The organism is Streptomyces sp. NPDC088812 (assembly GCF_044750285.1).
Lineage (GTDB): Bacteria > Actinomycetota > Actinomycetes > Streptomycetales > Streptomycetaceae > Streptomyces.
Window position 1 is genome coordinate 231,478 of sequence record NZ_JBIVJP010000014.1, and the last position, 20,600, is coordinate 252,077.

Genomic DNA, 20,600 nt, shown 5'->3' on the forward strand with positions numbered 1-20,600 from the left:
GCCTCGGGCCCCCTGCCTTCCCTGCACCCCCTGCCCTCCCGTCTCCGATCCGCCCGACCCTCCAGGAACCGAATCGATGATCGAATTACCGGACCTGGTGGCCGGCGGCCTCGCCGCCGGCACACTGTCCGCGCTCGCCCTCGGGGGCGGGCTGCTGCGATTACGACGGCAACGGACCCGGCAGCACGCGGAGATCACCGCGCTGCACACCCGGCTCGACGGCTCCTCCAAGGCGTTCACGGCCGAGGTCGCGCACCTGGCGGCCCGGCGGGTGCCCGCCGCCGTGCGCCAGGTCGCCCACCCCCACCTCGACGTCCCCGGCCCGCTCCAGCCCCTGACCTTCGGCACCCCCCTCGGCATCGCCCTGGAGAACGTCCTGCTGGCGGTGCAGTCCGAGGTCGCCGACCAGCGCACCCGCGTCGACGCCGCCGCACAGGCCGGCATGCGCGGCGCCACCCGGGAGATCCAGGCCGCCCTGTACCGGCTCCAGGACGCCCTGCGCGGCCTGCAACAGCGCTACGACGACCCCGAGTTGGCGCAGATCCTCTTCCAGCTCGACCACGAGAACGAGCAGTCGCTGCGCCGCGCCCAGGTCGCCGCGGTGGTGTGCGGGGCCTGGGTGGGGCTCGCCCGCGAGGAATCGCACCTGGTGGACGCGGTCACCGGCGGCCAGGCCCGGCTCGCCGGGTACCACCGGGTCACGGTCCACAACCACCTCGAACCCGGCACGGCCCTGGTCTCGCACGCCGTGGAGCCCGTCGCCATCGTCGTCGCCGAACTGCTCGACAACGCCCTGCGGCACTCCGCGCCGGACACCGACGTGGTGGTGAGCCTGGAACACGTCCACCACGGGGTGTGCGTCACCATCGACGACGCGGGCCTCGGCATGACCCAGGACGAACGCGACCGGGCCCGACGCCTGGTGGCCGGCAGCGCCCCCGTCCTGCTCACCGACCTCGGTGACCCGCCGCGCATGGGACTCGCCGCGATCGGCCGGCTCACCCGCCAGTTCGACCTGGCCGTCGACCTGTCCTCGGTCTCCCCCTACGGCGGCGTCCGCGCGGTCCTGCGGGTCGACAGCCGCCTCCTCAGCCACCTCGACCCGGCCGACCGGCCCCCGGCGGCGAGCGCCCCGCGAACGACCCGCAGAACCGCCCAGACCGCCCCTCCCGCCTCCCCGGCCCCTACCGCCCCGGCGGCCCCGGCACCGCCGTCCGCCCCCTCGGCTCCGACCGCACCGGCGGCCCCGTCCACCGCGCACGCCTACGGCGCGCAGGACACCGCCGCAGACCCCCTGCGCCACCCCGCGTCCCGCGACGCCGACGGGCTGCCGCAGCGCCGCCGCCGTACTCGCGCCACCGCCGCACCCGAGCGGTCCGCCCCGGAGCGGTCCGCACCCGAGCGGTCCGCGCCGCCACCGCCGGCGCGCCGCCCGGAGGACGCCGCCGCGGCACTCGGCGCACTCCAGTCCGGCACCGCCGCGGCCCGCTCCGGCGCCGCGGCCGCGCCCGAAGGGCCCGCACCGGCGGCCCACGACACCGACCACACCGACCACGAAGGAGGGGCGGCCCGATGACCAGCCGCAACACGGGCGACACGGCATGGGTGCTGGAACCGGTCCTGCAGGTGCCGCACGTGCTGGCCGCCGTCATGCTGACCCGCGACGGGCTCGTGACGGGGTACACCGACGCGCTGTCGCGGGCGTCGGCGGAGCGGGTGGCCGCCATCACCAGCACCGTGCAGGGAGCCTGCCGGACGGCGGCGGCCGCCTTCGCCGACCGGGACCGGGCGGAGGTGCGCCAGATCGTCATCGAGTCGGACCACGGCTACGTCCTGATCGTGCCGACGGACCACGGCACCTGTGTCGCCGCGTACGGGGACGGCGAGGTGCGCCTGGACCTGCTGGCGCACCGGGTCCACTCCCAGGTGGCGCGGCTCGGTGAGAAGGCCATGGCAGCCGTGCCCCGGGGAGCCGACGACACCGCCCCGGCATGACCGGCCGCCGGGCCGGCCGCCCCCTGGTCCCCGCCTACCTGTCGACCGGCGGGGTGGCCCGGCCCAGCCGCCCCCACCTGGAGCGGCTGTCGGTGCTCGCCCGCAGCGCCGAGCCCGTGCCGGCCGGGCTGCCCGCCGCCCAGCTCGCCCTGCTGGACGTCCTGGAGGGCGGCACGCTCACGGTGGTGGAGGCGGCGGCGCTGCTCCGGCTGCCGGTCTCCGCGGTGCGCGTCCTGGCGGGCGGTCTCGCCGACCGGGACCTGGTCCTCACCCGCGCGCCGGTCCCGCCCGCCGACCGGTTCGACCCCGACCTGCTGAAGAGAGTGGCCGATGGCCTCCGCGCCCTCAAGCACCCCTAGTGTCGGCGCACCCGACGCGATCCACCTGCCCGACACCGCCCGCGACCTGGTGAAGATCCTGGTCGCGGGGCCGTTCGGGGTGGGCAAGACGACCCTGATCGACTCGGTCTCGGAGATCCGGCCGCTGCACACCGAGGAGCCGCTCAGCGAGGCGTCCGCGCGGGTGGACGACCTGGCCGGGGTCCGGGAGAAGGCGACGACGACCGTCGCCATCGACTTCGGCCGGATCAGCCTGCCCGGCGGGGTGGTGCTGTACCTGTTCGGCACCCCCGGCCAGGAGCGGTTCCGGTCGCTGTGGGACGACATCGCCCACGGGGCGCTCGGCGCGCTGGTCCTGGTCGACAGCCGCCGGCTGGACGCGTCGTTCGACGTGCTCGGTCTGGTGGAGGAGAGCGGACTGCCGTACGCGGTCGCCCTCAACGCCTTTCCCGACGCCCCGCGGCACCACGGCGAGGAGCGGTTGCGGCGGGCGCTGGACCTGGAGCCGGGGACGCCGATGGTGACGTGCGACGCGCGCGACGCGGACTCCTCGATCGACGCGCTGCTCGCCCTGGTCGACCACCTGATCGAGGCAGGATCCGAGGAGGACCGATGACCGCTGCCCCGGACCGGACCGACGTCCCCCGGCCGGCGCCCGTACGGCTGTGGGAGGACGGCTTCGCGGCCGATCCGCAGCGCTACTACGCGGCCCTGCGCGCCCAGGGGCCCGTCGGCTGGGCCGAGCTGGCGCCCGGGGTGCCGGCGTACCTGGTCACGGACCGGAGCGCGGCGCTGGACGTGCTGCGCGACCCGGAGACGTTCTCGCACGACCCGCGCGCGTGGGAGGAGACCGTCCCCGCCGACTCCCCGGTGCTCGGCATGATGCGGTGGCGGCCCAACGCCCTGTTCGCCGACGGGGCCGCCCACGTCCGCTACCGCGCCACCCTCATCGACGTGTTCGACCTGGTGGAGCCGCACGACCTGCGGGCGCGCGTGCACCGGGCGGTGCGGCTGCTGGCCGGCCGGATCGGGCCGCGCGGCGAGGCCGACCTGGTCGGTGACTTCTCGCGGCCGCTGATGGCGCTGGTCCTCAACGACCTGTTCGGGCTGCCGGACAGCCAGGGCGACCGGCTCGACGAGGGGCTGGGCAAGATGATGGAGGGCGGCGCGCAGGCCGCCGAGGGCGAGGCCCAGTACGCCCGGTACGTCCTGGAGCTGATCGAGGCCAAGGCCGAGCGCCCCGGCGACGACCTGCCGAGCCGGCTCCTCGCCCACCCGGCCGGGCTGACCCGCGAGGAGGTCACCTGGCAGGTGTTCCTCACCCTGGGCGCCGGCTACGAGCCCACCGCGAACCTGCTCTCCAACACCCTGTCCCGCATCCTCGGCAACCCGGCCTACTACTCCACTCTGACCAGCGGCGCCCGCCCGGTCATGGACGCGGTGGTCGAGGTGCTGCACCACGAGACGCCGCTGGCCAACTACGGCGTCTACTACGCCCGCAGGCCGGCGGTCCTGCACGGGGTGCGGCTGCGCGAGGCGGTGCCCGTCGTGGTGTCGTACGGAGCGCTCGGCCTCCCCCGCGGCCCGCGGGACGGGGAGGGCTCCCCCCACGCCGGGCGGGAGGCCGCCGGCGGCCGTCACCCGCGCGACGCCTCGCACCTGTCGTGGGGTGCCGGTCCGCACGCCTGCCCGGTCCGGCAGCACACGATGCTGCTGGTCACGGAGGCGATCGAACGGCTCACCCAGTGGCTGCCCGATCTCGCCCCGGTCCTGCCCCGCGAGCGGCTGAGCTGGCGGCCTGGCCCGTTCCACCGCTCGCTGACCGCCCTGCCCGTCCGTTTCGCGCCCCGCTCCCCCGACCAGCCAGGAGTCCCGTCGTGACCCTCACGCCCCGCGTCGACCGCGTCGCCCTCGACCCGTTCGGCTCCGACATCCCGGGCGAGAGCGCCCGGCTGCGCGCCCTCGGTCCGCTCGTGCCCGTGGAGCTGCCCGGGGGCATCCCGGCCTGGGCGCCCACCGGCTACGACGTCCTGAAGGAGCTGATCCTCGATCCACGGGTCAGCAAGGACCCGCGCCGGCACTGGCGGCTGTGGCCCGAGATCGGTGAACACCCCTCCTGGGCCTGGATCCTGGGCTGGGTCGGCGTGGTCAACATGCTCTCCACGTACGGCGCCGACCACACGCGGCTGCGCAAGCTGGTGGCGCCGAGCTTCACCCACCGGCGCACGGAGGCGCTGCGGGAGCGGGTGGAGGCCATCACCGGGGAGCTCCTGGACGGTCTGGCGGACGGCGGTGAGGTGGTCGATCTGAAGGCGGGGTTCGCGCATCCGCTGCCGATGCGGATCATCTGCGAACTGTTCGGCGTGCCCGAGGGGATGAGGGACGCCACGGCCCGGCTGATCGCGGCCATCATGGACACCACCGACCCGAGCCCGGAGCACGCCGCGTTCGTGCAGGAGCAGATCGGCGCGGTGCTGGGCGGGCTCATCGCCCACAAGGTGGAGCACCCCGGCGACGACATGACGACCGAGCTGATCCGGGTGCGTGACGAGGACGGCGACCGGCTCGGCGACGAGGAGCTGCTGCACACGCTGCTGCTGGTGATCGGGGCCGGGTTCGAGACGACCGTGAACCTCATCGGGAACGCGGTGGTGGCGCTGCTGGACCGGCCCGAGCAGCTGGCGGCCGTGCGGCGGGGCGAGATCGGCTGGGAGGCGGTGGTGGACGAGACGCTGCGGGTGCATCCCTCGATCGCCTCGCTGCCGCTGCGGTTCGCCGTCGACGACCTGAAGGTCGGGGACGTGACGGTGCCGGCCGGGGACGCCATCATCACGACGTACGCGGCGGCGGGCCTGGACCCGGCGCGCTACGGGCCGGACGCGGACGTGTTCGACGCGGCGCGCGGGGCGGACGACCATCTGGCGTTCGGGATCGGGGTGCACCGGTGCATCGGCGCCCCGCTGGCCCGGATGGAGGCGCTGACCGCGCTGCCCGCCCTGTTCGAGCGGTTCCCCGAGCTGCGGCTGGACGCCGGCGCGGAGGCGCTGCGGCAGGTGCCGTCGTTCATCGCCTTCGGCTGGCGGGAGATCCCGGTCCGCCCGCGCGGCTGAGCGGCCGGGCGCGTGAGCGCGCGGGGGTACGACCGGTCCCCCGCTCCGGTCGTACCCCCGCGACGCCTCGAACCTACGTGCTCGGCGGGCGACTTGGGAATCGTGCCGGTGCCCGCTCGTCCGGCCGGAGGGCTCACCTGTGCACAGGTGCGTCCGGAAGGCCCGATTGCGCCGGGTGGAGGCGGGGCCGGTCGAGGTCACCGGTGATCAGATGGGCGAGGACGACCTCGTAGAGGTCGCTGCCGGCGGCGAGGAGCTGGCGTTCGAGGACGGGTTCGGCGCTGCGGACGTGCTCGCGGACGGTCTGGGCGTGGACGCCGAGCAGGTGGGCGGCGCGTTCGGCGTTGCCGCCGGCGGCGATCCAGGTGCGCAGGGTGCGGCGCAGGTCGCGGGGGTCGGTGTCCAGACGGGTGAGCAGGTCGCCGGCCCAGGAGTGCAGCGCGGGCCCGGTGAGCAGGTCGTCGAGGTGGACGGGGGCCGTGCCGGGGCCGGTGCGCCGCCCGTCGAGGCCGGCCTGCGCCGTGAGGGCGAGGTGGACGGCGGCGCGGACGGTGAGGTCGGCGAAGTCGGTGCCCAGGAGGGTCTCGACGCGTTCCATGCGGGCGCGGACGGTGTTCCGGCTGACGCCGAGGACCTTCGCGGCGTTGACGGCGGTGAACTCCAGGCCGAGGCGGGTGGTGGCGAGGAGTTCGGCGCGGGTGTGGTGCGGGAGGGTGTCGAGGGGGCGCAGCAGACGGGTCGTCCAGGCGTGCACGACGGTGGGGTCCATCAGGCGTTCGGGATGGGTGCGTTCGGCGTGGACGGCCGCCTTGCCGGGGCGGAAGTGGGCGACGGCGAGGGCGCTGACGGCCTGTCCGTAGGCGGTGGCGGTGTGGGCGAGGCCCTGGGGGAGGCTGCCGCCGAGGAAGGTGTCGGGGTGCCGGTCGCACAGGCCGCGCAGGGCGGGGCCGGCGGTGTCGTGCGGGGCGACGACGATGACGTGGGCGTCCATGGCGGGGCAGCGGACGACCAGGGCGTGGTCGCGGGTGGCGGCGATGCACGCCTCGGCGAGGCGGTCGCGGTCCTCGGGCGTGCTCTCGACGACGTAGACGCAGGCGGTGTCGGTGTCGAGGAGGCCGGGCCACAGGCCGGCCGCGACCCGGCGGGCGGCGACGGTGTCCTCGACCATGAGCAGCTGGAGAATGGCCAGGCGCAGGTCGGAGGTGGCGCGGGCGAGGCGCTGTCCGGTGGCGGTGGTGCGTTCGGCGCACAGCAGCAGGGCGAGGGCGGCCGTGGTGTGGGTGACGACCTCGGAGGTCCTCCGGTCGAAGGGGGCGGTGCGGGAGACGGTGAGGACGCCGGCGCCGGCGGGCGGCGGCAGTTCGACCCGCAGCAGCCGCAGGTGGCGGCCGTCGTCCTCGCAGGCGGCGGAGGCGATGCGGCCGGCGACGATGTCGGCGGCCAGGTGCTCGTCCAGGGGGACGGTCCGGCCGGCGAGGGGGGTGCCGGTGTCGTCGCGCAGTGAGACGGTCGCGTCGACGGTGGCGGCCAGCCAGTCGACGATCCTGCGGACGTCGCGTGCGGCGGGGCGCAGGTGGTCGAGGAGTTCCTGCTCCCACGTCGACTCGGCGGAGTCCGTCACGTCCGTGTGACGTTTCCCGTCCACGTCCGTGTGACGATTCTCGGCGTCCCGGCCAGCCATGTGTCGGCGTTCTCCTCGTCCTCGCGGCCCCGGTCGGGGCCGAACCCGTCATATCGGTCAGGGACGTTACCTCACCCGAGACCCGCGCCCGCCCACCGCGCCCGCGGGTGCGGGCGGAGCGGGCGGGCGCGGCGACGGAGCGGGTGGCCGTCGGCGGAGGGAGCGGCCGGGAGGGGGCCGGTCACTCGGACGGTGCGGACCTCCGCATGCCGACGGCGGCCAGGACCGCGCCGACGACGCACAGCAGGCCGGTGACCACGGAGGCCGTGTGCAGGCCGTTCATGAAGGCCTGGCCGCTGCCCTCGACGACGGCCGCCCGCAGCTGCGCGGGCATGCCCTCGGCGACGGGGGCCACGCCCATGGCGACGGCGTCCTTGGCCTCCTCCAGCCCGGCGGCCGCGGCGGCGGGGACTCCGGCGCGGGTGAGCTCGCCGCCCAGGGTGGAGCCGGCCTCGGAGCTGATCACGGAGACCAGGACGGAGGTGCCGAGGGCGCCGCCGATCTGGAGGGTGGTGGCCTGGAGGCCGCCGGCGACGCCGCCGTCCCTGACCGGGGCGTTGCCCACGATGGCGTCGGAGGAGGCCGCCAGCACCATGCCGACGCCGAGGCCGAGCGCGACGAACGGCGGCCACATGGTGGCGTAGGAGGAGTCGGTGGACCAGGTGAGCATGCCGAAGCAGGCGGCGGCCTGGAGGACCATGCCCAGCGGCATGCAGAAGCGGGCGCCGAACCGGCCGGTGAGGGCGGCGCCGAGCGGGGAGGCGACGAGCGAGGCGAGGCTCAGCGGGAGGGTGCGGACACCGGCCTCGACGGGGGTGAAGCCGCGCACGTTCTGCAGGTACAGCATGATGAAGAAGATCGCGCCGAGCATCACGAAGAAGTTGAGCGCGGTGATGACCGCGCCGATGGTCAGCGCGCGGCTGCGGAACAGGCGCATCGGCAGCAGCGGGTGTTCGATGCGGGTCTCGTACCGGCCGAAGACGGCGAGGAGGACGAGTCCGGCGAGGACGGCGCCCCAGGTGCCGGCCGCGGTCCAGCCCCAGGTCTCGCCCTTGACGACGCCGAAGACGAGGCTGAGCAGGCCGAGGGCGAGCAGGATCACGCCGGGGACGTCGAAGCGGTGGTGTCCGGTGGAGTTCTTCGACTGCGGCAGGACGAGGGCGCTGAAGACGAACGCGACGACACCGATGGGGAGGTTGATGTAGAACACCGACTCCCAGCTGACGTTCTCCACGAGGAGTCCGCCGACGATCGGGCCGAGCGCGGTGGAGACGGCGGAGACCATGGCCCAGATGCCGACCGCCATGCCGAACCTGCGGGGCGGGAACACCGCGCGCAGCAGTCCGAGCGTGCTGGGCATCAGCAGACCGCCGAAGACGCCCTGGAGGGCGCGGAAGACGATGACGCCGGTGATCGAGCCGGACAGGCCGATGGCGACCGAGGAGACGGCGAATCCGGCGACGCCGGCCAGGTAGAAGGTGCGCCGGCCGAAGCGGTCGCCGAGCTTGCCGCCGAGGATCAGGGTGGCGGCGAGGGCGAGCAGGTAGGAGTTGGTCACCCACTGCAGGTCGGCGGTGGAGGCGTTCAGGTCGCGCCCGATCTCCGGGTTGGCGATGGCGACGACGGACGCGTCGAGCTGGACCATGAACAGGCCGAAGGCGACCGCGCAGAGGGTGAGCCAGGGGTTGGAGCGGAAGCGGCCGGGGGCCGGGGGCTGCTCCGCGCTGCGCGCGGGCACGCCGGAGGGATCCACGGTCGTGGACGACATGGAGAGGCCTTGTCTGTGTGCGTGAGGTCTGTGTGCGTGAGGTGGGGAAGCGGGCGGGGCACGGCCGCGTCGCACGGCGGCGCCGTGCGGCGAGGGGCGTGCGAGGGGACCCGCGGAGGGGCCCGTGGAAGGACCCGCGGAGGGAGGTGTCAGTGCGCGGCGGCGTGCAGGTGGCGCGTGAGCGACGTGAGCGCGCCGAGCGCGGAGCCGAGCGCGTCCATCTCGCCGTCGGTGAGGGCGTCCAGCGCCTCGGCGAGGTAGGCGGTCTCGAGGTCGCGGACCTCCGCCAGGCGCCGGCGGGCGGTCGCCGTCGGGTACAGGTGGGCGACGCGCTTGTCGGCGCTGTCCTGCCGGCGCTCCAGCAGGCCCTGTGCGGTGAGCTGGGAGACCAGGGCGCTGACGTTGTTGGGCTTCATCAGCAGGGCCTCGGCGGCCTCGCGGACGGTGGCGCCCTCCTGCTGCGCGACGAACTTCAGCAGCAGGAGCTGCCCCTCGGGCGGCTTGGGCAGGGGGTAGGTGGACCCGACACGGCGGTCCAGGGCCCGGTGCAGCGCGGGGAGGCAGGCCGCGAGCTCGGAGGCCACGCGGTCGGTGCCCCGGGAAGGCGCGCTGGTGTCGGACATGTGTGCAGTGTAAGTATCCGCAGATACCTATGTCAAAAGAGGTATCTGGCCGGAGCCGCCCGGCCCCGGCCGGCCCCGCGGCAGCCCCCGCGACGCCCCCGTGACTGCGCGGGGCCGACGGCCTGCGCGGCTCGCCGCGCGGCACGGAATAAGCTCGGCGGATGGCGAAGTACTACGACGTGCACCCCGACAACCCCCAGCCCCGCACCATCGGCCAGGTCGCGGCGGCCATCCGGGGGGACGCGCTCATCGCGTACCCGACGGACTCCTGCTACGCGCTCGGCTGCCGGATCGGCAGCCGGGACGGTGTCGATCGGATCCGGTCCATCCGCGAGCTGGACGACCGGCACCACTTCACCCTGGTCTGCCAGGACTTCGCGCAGCTCGGGCAGTTCGTGCGGGTGGACAACGACGTGTTCCGCGCGATCAAGGCGTCGACGCCCGGCAGCTACACCTTCATCCTCCCGGCGACGAAGGAGGTGCCGCGCATGCTCCAGCACCCGAAGAAGAAGACCGTGGGCGTGCGCATCCCGGACCACGTCGTCACCCAGGCCCTGCTGGCCGAGCTCGGCGAACCGCTGCTGTCGAGCACCCTGCTGCTGCCCGGCGAGGAGGAGCCGCTGACCCAGGGCTGGGAGATCAAGGACCGGCTCGACCACGTCGTGGACGGGGTGCTCGACTCCGGGGACTGCGGCACCGAGCCGACCACGGTCATCGACTTCTCCGGCGGCGAGGCGGAGATCGTGCGCCACGGGGCGGGTGACACCACACGGTTCGAGTAGGCGACACCTCGGGCGCCCGGGTCAGGGCGCCGCGGAGATCCGTCAGAAGCTCCCTGAGGGACGCCCCGCCCGCCGGGGGTCCTCACGGCCGGTTGGATGGTGCGTGCAACGATGGGGCACGGCCGGGCCCCGCCGGGCCGGTCGACTGCTCGCCGTGAACCGCGCAGAGAGGCACCCCCTTGACCTCCGTACAGGGAACCGCTGTGGACATCCCCACCGAGGACGGCGTCGCCGACGCCTATCTCGCCCACCCCGGTGACGGGGCACCCCGTCCGGGCGTGCTGCTGTACCAGGACGCGTTCGGGCTGCGCCCGCACCTGCGGGCGATGGCGGACCGGCTGGCCGGGGCCGGGTACACCGTGCTGGTGCCGAACCTGTTCTACCGCCACGGGCGGGCCCCCGTCGTGGAACTGCCCGAGTTCATCGACCCCTCCGCACGCCCGGAGATCTTCGCGAACCTGCGACCGATCATGCAGTCGCTGACGAACGACCTGGCCATGCGGGACGCCGACGCGTACCTGCGCTGGCTCGCGGAGAACCCGCTGGTCACGGAGGGTCCGGTGGCGGTGACCGGCTACTGCATGGGCGCCCGTCTCTCCCTGCTGACCGCCGGGACGCACCCGGACCGGGTCGCGGCGGCGGCCGGCTTCCACGGCGGCCGGCTGGCGACGGACACGCCGGACAGTCCGCACCTGGTGGCCGGCCGCGTCACCGCCGAGCTGTACTTCGGCCACGCCGACGACGACCCGTCCCTGCCGCCCGAGCAGATGGAGCGCCTGGACGCCGCGCTGACCGAGGCCGGGGTCCGTCACCACTGCGAGGTCTACCCGGGCGCGCACCACGGCTTCACCCAGGCCGACACCGCCGCGTACCACGAGGAGGGGGCGGAGCGGCACTGGACGGCGCTCCTGGACCTGCTCAAGCGCACGTTCTGACGCTGCGACGGCTCCCCGGTTCAGGCCTGTCCGACGCTGGACCCGCTGAGCTGAACGCGGCGGCCTGAGCTGAACGCGGCGGCGTCCCGCACCCGGAGGGAGTCCGCGTGCGGGACGTCGGTCAGGGGGTGCGGATCAGCCGGTCGTGACGGCGGTGTCGTCGACCACGAAGCTGGTCTGGAGCGAGGAGTCCTCCACCCCGGTGAACTTCAGGGCCACGGTGGAGCCCGCGAAGGAGCCGAGGCTGAAGGACTTCTGCACGTAACCGGAGGCCGCGTTGAGGTTGGAGTAGGTGGCCAGGGTGGTCGACCCGGCGGTGACCGTCAGCTTGTCGTACTGGGTGCTGGTGGTGGTCTCTGCCGTGTCGACGTGCAGGTAGAAGGTGAACGTGGTGTTGGTGCAGCCGCTCGGGATCGTCACCGACTGCGACAGCGTGTCGGTGTGGGTCGAGCCGTAGCCGTCGAGCCAGGCCTTGTAGGAGCCGGTGCGGGCCGCCTGGCTGCTGGAGTTGGTGATGACACCGCTCGACGCCGTCCAGGTGGTGCTGCCCGACTCGAAGCCCTGGTTGCCCAGGAGCTGGGCCGAGGTGCAGGAGCCGCCGCCTCCGGAGGAGCTGACCGTCCAGGTGAAGGACGCGGTGCCGGTGGCGCCGGTGGAGTCGGTCACCGTCACGGTGGTGCTGGAGGAGCCGGCCGTGGTCGGCGTACCGGAGATCAGCCCGGTGGAGGAGCTGATCGACAGGCCGGCGGGCAGGCCGCTCGCCGCGTAGGTCAGGGAACCGCTGTTGGTGCTGCTGGCCGCGATCTGGAGGCTGACGGCGGTGCCGACGGTGGCCGACTGGCTGCCCGGGTTGGTGACCGTGACGCCCGTCGACGGGACCGTGATGTGGCTGCCGACGTTGATGCCCGCGAAGGCGTTGCCGACCCCGGCGTACTGGGTGGAGCTGGAGCCGTAGAGCGCCGTGGCCGCGTTCAGGGCGGCGGTGCGGGCGCCCGCGTAGTTGGTGCTGGACGTCATGTACGTCGTCAGCGCCTTGTACCAGATCTGGAGGGCCGCGGCCCGGCCGATGCCGGCGACGGCGACGCCGTCGGAGGTCGGGCTGTTGTAGGTGACGCCGTTGATGGTCTTGCTGCCGCTGCCCTCGGAGAGCAGGTAGAACATGTGGTTCGCCGGGCCCGAGGAGTAATGGACGTCGAGGTTGCCGATGCCGGAGTACCAGCTGTCGGCGGAGGAGCCGTCCTTGTCGGGCTCGTCCATGTAGCGCAGCGGGGTGCCGTCGCCGTTGATGTCGATCTTCTCGCCGATGAGGTAGTCGCCGACGTCGGTGGAGTTGGCCGCGGAGAACTCCACGCCCGTGCCGAAGATGTCGGAGGTGGCCTCGTTCAGCCCGCCGGACTCACCCGTGTAGTTGAGGTTCGCGGTGTTGGAGGTGACGCCGTGGGTCATCTCGTGGCCGGCGACGTCCAGCGAGGTCAGCGCGTGGGTGCTGCTGGTGCCGTCGCCGTAGGTCATGCAGAAGCAGTCGTCATCCCAGAAGGCGTTGACGTACGCCGAGCTGTAGTGGACGCGCGAGTAGGCGGCGACGCCGTCGTTCTTGATGCCGCTGCGCCCGAACGTGTTCTTGTAGAAGTCCCACGTCACCTGGGCGCCGAAGTGGGCGTCGACACCGGCGGTCTGGGTGTTGGAGCCGGAGCCGGTGCCCCAGACGTCGTCGGAGTCCGTCATCAGGGTGCCGGTGCCCGACGTGCCGTTGTTGAGGCTGTACGTCTTGTGGCCGCCGCGGGTGGTGTCGTACAGCTGGTACGTCGAGCCGGACAGCGTGGTGCCGATGGTCACCGTGCCGCTGTACTGGCTGTTGCCGGTGCCGGTCTTGATGTCCTCGTAGCGGTGCAGCTCCGCGCCGGTGGTGGCGTCGGTGACGACGTGCAGCCGGCTGGGGGTGCCGTCGTCCTGGAGTCCGCTGACCACCGTCTCCCAGGCGAGCTTCGGGGTGCCCTCGCCCGCCCAGATCACCTTGCGGGCGCTGTCGGCGGCGGGGTCCTGGGCGTCGAGCGCCTCGGCGGCCTTCAGGGCCTTGGTCTCGGCGGCCGCCTTGCTGTACGTGGGCGTGGTGGACTTGACCGAGACGGTACGGCGGTCGTTGTTGAAGGTCGTGCTCACCGTGCCGGCGGCCGACGAGGCCGGGGGCGTGTGCACGACGAGGTCGCCGCCGAGGACGGGCAGGCCCGCGTACGTGCGCTCGTAACGGGTGTGCACGGTGCCGTCGTTGTCCTTGACGACGTCCTTGACGACCAGCTTCTCCTGGGCGCCGAGGCCCAGGGTGTCGGCCGTCCGGCCGGTCCTCGTCTCGGCGCTCTTGATCAGTGCCGTGCGCTGGGCGGGCGTGAGCTCGGCGGGCAGGCCGCCGGCGCGCAGGGGGCTGGGGTGAGGTGCGGCGGCGGGCTGCGCCGCCGCGGGGGTGGACGGAACACCGAGAGCGAGGACGGCGAGCGTGGAGAGCAGGGCGGCTCCGGCCGCGGTCCGCTTGCGGGGGTTGGGTCTCACTCGTACTCCTACTGCGGCGGCCGCGGGTGGCGGCCGGTGACAGACCGGGCAGACGGGTGTGCTGTCCGGCACGAGCTGAGGTGTGCGGGACCTCGAGCGCTGTGGGGGGTCGACGTGCCGCGGGCGAGCGGCAGTTGGGTGGAGGATGACAGTGTTGTCCGGGGCATGTCATCCACAGGCCGGAGCTTCGAGGGTTATCCCTCGGTGCGGTTCAGCTCTCCTTCCCGGCGGACTCACCGGAAGGGCTTGCTTTCACCGGTGGATCACACGTAGACCTTCCCCTACAACAAACGTCGCTCTGGGGGGAGTTGGCGATGGAAGGCACGATTGACGGCTTCCGGTACGGGGTGGTGACCCCGATCGCGGCCTATGTGATGGCTTGTCTGGGAGGGGCCCTGGGGCTGCGCTGCATCGTGCGCTCGCTGATCAACGGGCCTGCGTGGAAGCCGGGCTGGCTGGCCCTGGGAGCCGTGTCGATCGGCTGCGGGATCTGGACGATGCACTTCATCGCCATGATCGGGTTCCAGGTGGAGGAGACCCGGATCGGCTACCACGTCGGGCTGACCGTGCTCAGTCTGGTCGTCGCGGTCGTGGTCGTGGGCATCGGGGTGTTCGTCGTGGGGTACCGCGGCGCGGGCGGCGCGGTGCTGTGCCTCGCGGGATCGGTCACCGGGATCGGGGTGGCCGCCATGCACTACCTGGGCATGGCGGCGATGCAGCTCAACGGCAGCATCGGCTACGACCCGGCCACGGTCGCCCTCTCCGTGCTGATCGCGGTCATCGCCGCGACGGCGGCCCTGTGGGCGGCCGTCACGATCCGCGGCTTCGTGATGAGCCTCGGGGCGAGCCTGGTGATGGGCGTCGCCGTGTCCGGGATGCACTACACCGCCATGGCCGCCGTCAGCGTCCATGTGCACGGCACGATGTCCTCCTGGGCCGGCGACACCCCGACCTCCCTGCTGCTGCCGATGCTCATCGGGCCGATCGTCTTCCTGGTGCTGGCCGGGGTGGTGGTGATGTTCGACCCGCTCCTCGTCCTCGGGGACGGCGAGTGGAACCCGCCCGCCGGGACCGGCCGGGCCGCCCCGGCCGACCAGCCGTCGCGCCGGAAGGCCACCGGACGCTCGTGGAGCAGCGGCTGAGCCGGCGCACGGCGCTCACACACGCACACGCACGCCGGCAACCGCCGTCCCGGACAAGGCGGTTCACCACCCCCCGGCCGGCCCTCCCTCCTTGATCGATTGCTACGGTGCACCGATGGCCACATCCTCACGCGAGACCGCCGAAGGCGCCGGCTGGGGCGACGCCGGCCGGGGCGCGTACCAGCAGCTCATGCCCGGCGGGGTCCGGAAGATCTCGTGGCTGGACCCCAGGATGCTGTGGGCGGCGCGCAACGGTGTGCTGGCGTCCTGGTTCGGCGATCCCACCGGCCGCACGCGCGCCCGGTGGGTGGCGCAGCGGGAGGCTGCCGGGGCGCCGGCCGACAAGGTGATCCGGCGCACGGACCCGGACCGCTTCTCCTTCATGGTCATCGGTGACACCGGAGAGGGCGACGACCCCCAGTACGCGGTCGTCCCCGGCTTCCTGAAAGCCGGTCAGGACACGCGGTTCGCCGTCCTGGCCAGTGACGTGATCTACCCCGTCGGCAGCGCGGACGACTACGACGGCAAGTTCTTCCGGCCGTACCGGGACTACCGGGCGCCGATCTACGCGATACCCGGCAACCACGACTGGTACGAGGACCTCGGCGGGTTCATGCGCGTCTTCTGCGACGACGCCCCGCCCCTGCCCGCCGAACCCGCCCCGCGCCCGCTCACCCGGGCCTGGCTGCGCTCGCTGCTGTGGCACCGGCCCCGCCCGGACGACGGCCACCGCCTGGACGAGGCCCGTGCGCTGCGCTCCGCGGAGTGCCAGCGGGCGGTGCAGCCGGGACCGTACTGGGCGATCGACTCCGGGCCGGTGCGGATCATCGGCATCGACACGGGCCTGCTGGGCACCCTGGACGCCGAACAGGGCGCGTGGCTGCGGGAGGTGTCCCGGGGGCCACGGCCGAAGATCCTCGTCACCGGCTCGCCCCTGTACGTGGACGGCGAGCACCACCCGTGCCCCATCGAGGGCGGCGGCACGGTCGACGAGATCGTGCGCGATCCGGAGCACCACTACGTCGCGGCGATCGGCGGCGACATCCACAACTACCAGCGCTACCCGGTGCGTCTGGAGGACGGCCGCACCCTCCAGTACGTCGTCGCGGGCGGTGGCGGCGCGTTCATGCACGCCACGCACACCATTGCGCGCGTCGACGTCGCCGGGGTGACCGAGGCCGACTTCCGCTGCTATCCGCTGCGCGGCGACTCCCTCGCCTTCTACAGCCGCCTGTACGGCCGCCGGCTGCGGCTGCGCCGCTTCTTCACCCTCACCGAGGCCGAGGCCACGGCCGTGGTCGCCGAGCGGCTGGGCATCCCGCCGACCCGGACGCCGGGCGGGGAGGTCCGGCTCACCCGGCGGATCCGGCTGGTCGCCGGGCTGCTCGGGGCCGGCCGCCGCCCCGACCGCACCGCCCGCGTGCGCCTGCCCGTGCGCAAGATCTACACGCAGTTGTTCTCGCCGGGCTCGGCGACGTACAGCCCGCCCTTCTTCAAGTGCTTCCTGCGCCTGGACGTGACCCCGGAGAGCCTGCGGCTGCGCTGCTACGCGGCCACCGGCAACCGTGCGCAGGAACTGGACCCGCCGGTCGAGGACGAGTTCACCGTTCCCCTGGCCTGAACCCCGTTGCGAGAAGGGGATCATGACGGCCGTCCCCCGCCCGCCCGGTACCCGGCCACGGGCGATGGGGCAACGTCGGGTACGAGCGGGTGCGGCCCCGCAGGGTCCGGCGCGCCCACTGGTCGCGCCGGACCGGGTCGGACCGCATGGCGCGCCGAAGCCGGGCCCGGTGTCGGGCCCGCGGCCCGGTGTCATGGGCCGGGGCACCCGGCGGCGCCGGGCGGCGGACTCACCAGCGGCCCGGCGCGGTCCCGGTCACCGGCTCCGACGGCCTGCCGTCCACGCCGACGGGCACGTCGCCGGCGAGCATCACCCGGTGCATGGTGCGCGGGAAGGAGAGGTGGGCGTTGTCGCCGGGGGCGAGGTGGATGGTGGCCCGGTTGTCCCAGAAGGCGACGCTGCCCGGCTCCCAGCGGAAGCGGACCGTGTACTCGGGCCGGGTGGCCTGCTCGAGGAGCATCTCCAGGACCGCCGCGCTCTCCGCGCGGGAGAGGCCGGTGATCTGCTCGACGTAGTAGCCGTTGACGTACAGCACGCGCTCCCCGGTCTCCGGGTGGACGCGCACCAGGGGGTGCACGGACGCCACCTGGTGGTCCAGCAGGTGGCGCAGGTACGCGTCGTCGCCGGGGCGGGGCTGGTAGCCGACGCCGAGCCGGTGCTCGGCCCGCAGCCCGTCGACGAACCCCCGTACGGGCGCGGAGAGTCCGGCGTAGGCGGCGGCGAGGTTGGACCAGGTGGTGTCGCCGCCGTAGGGCGGTACGGTCTCGGCGCGCAGGATCGTCGCGGCCGGCGGGTCGATGCGGGCGCCGTGGTCGCAGTGCCAGCCGCGCAGCAGGGTGTGGCGGCGGCGCCGCAGCCACTCGTCGTGCTCCATGCCGAACCGGCCGCCGAGCTCCAGCCGGTCGGCGGTGGTCTCGATCTCCGGGACGTCGGCCGGGGAGGCGCCGCCCCGCTTGCGCGGCGCGACCGGCTCGCCGAACCGCCGGGCGAACGCCACGTGTCCGGCGTGGTCGAGGCGCTGCCCGCGGAAGAACACCACCTTCCAGCGCAGCACCGCCTCCCGGACGGCGGCCACCTGGGTGTCGTCGAGTCCCTCGGCCAGGTCGACGCCCGTGATCTCGGCGCCGATGTGCCCGGCGACCGGCCGCACCTCCAGTCCGGCCGCCCGCACGGCCCCGTCCGTCGTCCGGCTGTCCGTCGTCATGCGTGCTCCGATCGTCGTCGGGTGCGGCCCGGTGCCGCCCGCAGGCTTCCTCCCCCACCCCTGCGGTTGATCAATCCTCGCTCCGTCCCCGAAGCTGGGAGCGACGGTACGGTCGAGGAAAGGCGCGACGGTGAGCAACCTCTCGGTGCACACGCTCAACGACGGAACGAAGCTGCCCGCTCTGGGGCTCGGCACCTGGCCGATGGACGACGCGCAGGCGGAGGAGGCGGTGACCGCGGCGGTCCGGCAGGGCTACCGGCTGATCGACACGGCGGTGAACTACCGCAACGAGACGGGCGTCGGCCGCGGCATCGCCCGTGCCGGCGTGCCCCGTGAGGAGATCGTCGTCACCACGAAGCTCCCCGGCCGCCACCACGGGTACGAGGAGACCCTCGCCTCCTTCGAGGAGTCCCGCCGCCGTCTGGGCGTCGACCACGTGGACCTGTACCTGATCCACTGGCCGCTCCCCCGTCAGGGCCGGTACGTCGACTCCTGGCGGGCCATGATCAAGCTCCGTGAGGAGGGTCTGGTCCGCTCGATCGGCGTCTCCAACTTCACCGCCGGGCACATCGAGCGGCTGGAGAAGGAGACGGGCGTCCTGCCGTCCGTCAACCAGATCGAGGTGCATCCGCTCCTGCCGCAGGACGAGCTGCGCGCCGTCCACGAGGCCAAGGGCATCGTCACCGAGAGCTGGAGCCCCCTGGGCCGCGGCTCGGACCTCCTGGCGGACCCGGCCGTCGCCTCCGTCGCCGAGGCGCACGGGGTGACTCCGGCCCAGGCCGTGCTGCGCTGGCACGTCCAGCTCGGCGCGGTGCCCGTCCCGAAGTCGTCCGACCCCGGGCGGCAGGGCTCCAACCTCGATGTGTTCGGCTTCGAGCTGGACGCGGCGCAGATGGCGGCGCTCACGGACCGCGCCCACCGGCGGCTGGGCGGCGACCCGGAGGCGCACGAGGAGTTCTGACCGGCAGGGCCCCGACGGCCGGAGGACCACCGGACGCCGGGGCCCGCCGCCCGGTGCGGAACGCCGGGGCCCGCCGCCCGGTGCGGAACGCCGGGACCCACCGGGCGGCCTGACGGGCGCCGGGGGGTCAGGAACCGTGGGCGCGCAGTGCTTCCAGGGCACGGTCGGCGTGGGTGTTCATGCGCAGCTCGCTGCGGACCACCTCCAGGACGGTACGGTCCTGCCCGATGACGAAGGTGACCCGCTTGGTCGGGGCCAGGGAGAAGCCGCGCTTCACGCCGAACCGCTCCCGCACCGCGCCGTCGGCGTCGGACAGCAACGGCATGCCGAGGGTGTGGCGTCCGGCGAACTCCTGCTGCCGGTCGACGGAGTCACCGCTGATGCCGACGGGCCGCGCGCCGACGGCGGCGAACTCGGCGGCCAGGTCGCGGAAGTGGCAGGCCTCCGCGGTGCAGCCGGCGGTCAGGGCGGCGGGGTAGAAGAAGAGCACCACCGGCCCCTCGACGAGCAGTTCCGTGAGGCTGCGCACCGTCCCGGTCTCGTCGGGCAGCGCGAAGTCCTCGACCAGGTCACCGGTCCGCGGTGTGGCGCTCATCGGCCCGCCTCCCCGGTGCCGGCGCGCCCGGCGACACTGCGGGCCCACAGCACGAGCGGCACCTGGAGGGGAAGCCGGCCGATCGCCGCGGCCTTCAGCGGGGCGGGCCGGTGGCGCCAGTCGAGCGCCATCTTGACGTTGGCGGGGAAGACGCCGACGAAGAACGCCGTCGCGGCCAGGGCCGCCGCCCGGCGGGTCCGGGGCATCGCCACCCCCGCCGCGAGCGCCAGTTCGGCGACGCCGCTGGCGTACGTCCAGGCCCTGGGCGAGCCGGGCAGCGCGCGGGGAATCACCGTGTCGAACGGGCGTGGGGCCGCGACATGGGCGATGCCCGCGCCGGCCAGCAGGCCCGCGAGCAACAGGGGTGAGCGTTCGGACCGGGACACGGTTCCTCCTCTGACGGCCTGCGCTGCACGGCCTGCGCTGCACGGCCTGCTACGACGGTCTGCTCCGACGGTCTGGCGGGCGATCCTACTGGAAAGTAAGGACGGGGCCCGGAGGGGGTCCCAAGTCGCCGCAGCCGTACGGCGGGAGGCGCGGGGCGGGGCGGGGCGGGGCGGGAGATGCGAGCCACGGAGGCGCAGGGCGGGGCGGGAGATGCGAGCCACGGAGGCGCAGGGCGGGGCGGGAGATGCGAGCCACGGAGGCGGGAGGCGGGAGGCGGGGCGGGAGGCGCAAGCCGTGGGGGCGGGGCCGGCAGGTCCGTGCCCCGGCCCTTGCGCGGGCCGCCGTCCAGGCCGTCAGGCGCCGCCCGCGGGCGGCGGCACCGTTCGCTCGGTCTCCTCGTCGACGGCGTGGGAGAGCAGGTCGTCGACCATGCGGTGGAAGAGCGCGGCGAGCTGCCCCAGGTCCTCGGGGGTCCACCCGGACAGCGCCGCCTGCATGCCGCGGGCGCCCGCGTCGCGGACCCGTTCCACGGCCGCGCGGCCGTCGTCGGTGAGCTGGATCCGCTGCGCCCTGCCGTCGTCGGGGTCCGGCACCCGGACGACATGGCCGGACTTCTCGAGGTGCTGCACGGTCCGCGTGACGTGCGAGGCCTCCACCCCCAGCCGCTGGGCCAGCTCCCCCGGCCGCAGCGGTTCGGTGTCGGCGATCTGGCGTAGCAGGGCCACGGCGGCGCGGTCCAGGGGGACACCGGCCAGTGCCATCAGCCGGTCGTGCCGACGGGCACGGGTGCTCAGGTAGGTGATGCGCGTGAGCGCCCGCTCGATCTCGGTCACGTCCGCCGAGGCGGGGGCGGAGGACAGCGGTTCGGTCGACATACGACCCACCGTACCATCTTGTTGCGTAAGTCAAGTAAG

The 20,600-nt window shown here is 73.9% G+C and carries 19 protein-coding genes; 11 read left to right on the top strand and 8 right to left on the bottom strand.

Translation table 11 applies throughout. The features are described from left to right. Positions 1-76: 76 nt before the first annotated feature. Genes ACIP67_RS24910 through ACIP67_RS24935 form a run of 6 tightly spaced genes read left to right on the top strand, consistent with a single transcriptional unit; the run spans position 77 to position 5,443 of the window. Complete coding sequence (locus ACIP67_RS24910; protein WP_401694713.1) at positions 77-1,576, top strand: ATP-binding protein; 1,500 nt, start codon at positions 77-79, stop codon at positions 1,574-1,576. Further along, positions 1,573-1,995, top strand: a complete 423-nt coding sequence (locus ACIP67_RS24915; protein WP_401694715.1) for a roadblock/LC7 domain-containing protein — start codon at positions 1,573-1,575, stop codon at positions 1,993-1,995. Before ACIP67_RS24910 ends, ACIP67_RS24915 begins: the two co-directional genes overlap by 4 nt. After that, positions 1,992-2,354: a DUF742 domain-containing protein gene (locus tag ACIP67_RS24920; protein ID WP_401694717.1), complete on the top strand. Its 363-nt coding sequence runs from the start codon at positions 1,992-1,994 to the stop codon at positions 2,352-2,354. The genes ACIP67_RS24915 and ACIP67_RS24920 overlap by 4 nt, the downstream gene beginning before the upstream one ends. Further along, the gene (locus ACIP67_RS24925) at positions 2,326-2,949 is read left to right on the top strand and encodes a GTP-binding protein (protein WP_401694719.1); all 624 of its coding nucleotides are present in this window, start codon (positions 2,326-2,328) and stop codon (positions 2,947-2,949) included. Before ACIP67_RS24920 ends, ACIP67_RS24925 begins: the two co-directional genes overlap by 29 nt. Continuing rightward, the gene (locus ACIP67_RS24930; protein ID WP_401694721.1) at positions 2,946-4,214 is read left to right on the top strand and encodes a cytochrome P450; all 1,269 of its coding nucleotides are present in this window, start codon (positions 2,946-2,948) and stop codon (positions 4,212-4,214) included. The genes ACIP67_RS24925 and ACIP67_RS24930 overlap by 4 nt, the downstream gene beginning before the upstream one ends. Continuing rightward, on the top strand, positions 4,211-5,443 hold the full coding sequence (locus tag ACIP67_RS24935; protein ID WP_401694723.1) for a cytochrome P450: 1,233 nt from the start codon (positions 4,211-4,213) through the stop codon (positions 5,441-5,443). Before ACIP67_RS24930 ends, ACIP67_RS24935 begins: the two co-directional genes overlap by 4 nt. A gap of 133 nt (positions 5,444-5,576) precedes the next feature. Here ACIP67_RS24935 and ACIP67_RS24940 read toward each other — a convergent pair whose 3' ends face one another. From ACIP67_RS24940 to ACIP67_RS24950, 3 genes are all read right to left on the bottom strand, one after another. Further along, positions 5,577-7,124 carry a helix-turn-helix domain-containing protein gene (locus tag ACIP67_RS24940; protein ID WP_401694725.1) on the bottom strand — a complete coding sequence of 516 codons (1,548 nt, stop codon included), beginning with the start codon at positions 7,122-7,124 and terminating at the stop codon, positions 5,577-5,579. Between the two features lie 181 nt (positions 7,125-7,305). Beyond that, the gene (locus ACIP67_RS24945; RefSeq protein WP_401694727.1) at positions 7,306-8,892 is read right to left on the bottom strand and encodes an MFS transporter; all 1,587 of its coding nucleotides are present in this window, start codon (positions 8,890-8,892) and stop codon (positions 7,306-7,308) included. Positions 8,893-9,041: 149 nt separating this feature from the next. Continuing rightward, positions 9,042-9,515 (bottom strand): MarR family winged helix-turn-helix transcriptional regulator, encoded by a 474-nt coding sequence (locus tag ACIP67_RS24950; protein WP_401694729.1) that lies wholly within the window; start codon positions 9,513-9,515, stop codon positions 9,042-9,044. 161 nt (positions 9,516-9,676) lie between these two features. On the opposite strand from ACIP67_RS24950, the gene ACIP67_RS24955 reads away from it, so the two are divergent. Both ACIP67_RS24955 and ACIP67_RS24960 read left to right on the top strand, forming a co-directional pair. Then, complete coding sequence (locus tag ACIP67_RS24955; RefSeq protein WP_401694731.1) at positions 9,677-10,297, top strand: L-threonylcarbamoyladenylate synthase; 621 nt, start codon at positions 9,677-9,679, stop codon at positions 10,295-10,297. A gap of 179 nt (positions 10,298-10,476) precedes the next feature. Further along, positions 10,477-11,232: a dienelactone hydrolase family protein gene (locus ACIP67_RS24960; protein ID WP_401694733.1), complete on the top strand. Its 756-nt coding sequence runs from the start codon at positions 10,477-10,479 to the stop codon at positions 11,230-11,232. A gap of 135 nt (positions 11,233-11,367) precedes the next feature. Here ACIP67_RS24960 and ACIP67_RS24965 read toward each other — a convergent pair whose 3' ends face one another. Beyond that, entirely contained in the window at positions 11,368-13,776 is a 2,409-nt protein-coding gene (locus ACIP67_RS24965) for a M4 family metallopeptidase (RefSeq protein ID WP_401694735.1), read from the bottom strand. Between the two features lie 314 nt (positions 13,777-14,090). Between ACIP67_RS24965 and ACIP67_RS24970 the strand changes: the two genes are divergently transcribed. Together ACIP67_RS24970 and ACIP67_RS24975 are read left to right on the top strand one after the other, a co-directional pair. Continuing rightward, a complete protein-coding gene (locus tag ACIP67_RS24970; RefSeq protein WP_401694737.1) occupies positions 14,091-14,918 on the top strand; it encodes an MHYT domain-containing protein in 828 nt (275 codons plus the stop codon). 115 nt (positions 14,919-15,033) lie between these two features. Then, positions 15,034-16,539, top strand: coding sequence for a metallophosphoesterase family protein (locus tag ACIP67_RS24975; RefSeq protein WP_401694739.1), 1,506 nt, complete (start codon positions 15,034-15,036; stop codon positions 16,537-16,539). A gap of 229 nt (positions 16,540-16,768) precedes the next feature. Here the strand turns inward: ACIP67_RS24975 and ACIP67_RS24980 are convergent, their stop codons facing one another. Beyond that, complete coding sequence (locus tag ACIP67_RS24980) at positions 16,769-17,743, bottom strand: TauD/TfdA dioxygenase family protein (protein ID WP_401694741.1); 975 nt, start codon at positions 17,741-17,743, stop codon at positions 16,769-16,771. Positions 17,744-17,873: 130 nt separating this feature from the next. Between ACIP67_RS24980 and ACIP67_RS24985 the strand changes: the two genes are divergently transcribed. Next, the gene (locus ACIP67_RS24985; protein ID WP_401694743.1) at positions 17,874-18,704 is read left to right on the top strand and encodes an aldo/keto reductase; all 831 of its coding nucleotides are present in this window, start codon (positions 17,874-17,876) and stop codon (positions 18,702-18,704) included. A gap of 127 nt (positions 18,705-18,831) precedes the next feature. Here ACIP67_RS24985 and ACIP67_RS24990 read toward each other — a convergent pair whose 3' ends face one another. From ACIP67_RS24990 to ACIP67_RS25000, 3 genes are all read right to left on the bottom strand, one after another. After that, positions 18,832-19,299, bottom strand: a complete 468-nt coding sequence (locus ACIP67_RS24990; protein WP_401694745.1) for a peroxiredoxin — start codon at positions 19,297-19,299, stop codon at positions 18,832-18,834. Beyond that, positions 19,296-19,685 carry a hypothetical protein gene (locus ACIP67_RS24995; protein WP_401694747.1) on the bottom strand — a complete coding sequence of 130 codons (390 nt, stop codon included), beginning with the start codon at positions 19,683-19,685 and terminating at the stop codon, positions 19,296-19,298. Before ACIP67_RS24995 ends, ACIP67_RS24990 begins: the two co-directional genes overlap by 4 nt. A 354-nt stretch (positions 19,686-20,039) precedes the next feature. Next, positions 20,040-20,561 (bottom strand): MarR family winged helix-turn-helix transcriptional regulator, encoded by a 522-nt coding sequence (locus ACIP67_RS25000; RefSeq protein WP_401694750.1) that lies wholly within the window; start codon positions 20,559-20,561, stop codon positions 20,040-20,042. Positions 20,562-20,600 lie beyond the last annotated feature (39 nt).

Coding starts and splice junctions, on each gene's coding strand:
- ACIP67_RS24940 (WP_401694725.1), bottom strand. CDS start 7,124: ATGGCTGGCCGGGACGCCGAGAATCGTCACACGGACGTGGACGGGAAA.
- ACIP67_RS24955 (WP_401694731.1), top strand. CDS start 9,677: ATGGCGAAGTACTACGACGTGCACCCCGACAACCCCCAGCCCCGCACC.
- ACIP67_RS24930 (WP_401694721.1), top strand. CDS start 2,946: ATGACCGCTGCCCCGGACCGGACCGACGTCCCCCGGCCGGCGCCCGTA.
- ACIP67_RS25000 (WP_401694750.1), bottom strand. CDS start 20,561: ATGTCGACCGAACCGCTGTCCTCCGCCCCCGCCTCGGCGGACGTGACC.
- ACIP67_RS24970 (WP_401694737.1), top strand. CDS start 14,091: ATGGAAGGCACGATTGACGGCTTCCGGTACGGGGTGGTGACCCCGATC.
- ACIP67_RS24980 (WP_401694741.1), bottom strand. CDS start 17,743: ATGACGACGGACAGCCGGACGACGGACGGGGCCGTGCGGGCGGCCGGA.
- ACIP67_RS24990 (WP_401694745.1), bottom strand. CDS start 19,299: ATGAGCGCCACACCGCGGACCGGTGACCTGGTCGAGGACTTCGCGCTG.
- ACIP67_RS24910 (WP_401694713.1), top strand. CDS start 77: ATGATCGAATTACCGGACCTGGTGGCCGGCGGCCTCGCCGCCGGCACA.
- ACIP67_RS24975 (WP_401694739.1), top strand. CDS start 15,034: ATGGCCACATCCTCACGCGAGACCGCCGAAGGCGCCGGCTGGGGCGAC.
- ACIP67_RS24950 (WP_401694729.1), bottom strand. CDS start 9,515: ATGTCCGACACCAGCGCGCCTTCCCGGGGCACCGACCGCGTGGCCTCC.
- ACIP67_RS24920 (WP_401694717.1), top strand. CDS start 1,992: ATGACCGGCCGCCGGGCCGGCCGCCCCCTGGTCCCCGCCTACCTGTCG.
- ACIP67_RS24915 (WP_401694715.1), top strand. CDS start 1,573: ATGACCAGCCGCAACACGGGCGACACGGCATGGGTGCTGGAACCGGTC.
- ACIP67_RS24925 (WP_401694719.1), top strand. CDS start 2,326: ATGGCCTCCGCGCCCTCAAGCACCCCTAGTGTCGGCGCACCCGACGCG.
- ACIP67_RS24945 (WP_401694727.1), bottom strand. CDS start 8,892: ATGTCGTCCACGACCGTGGATCCCTCCGGCGTGCCCGCGCGCAGCGCG.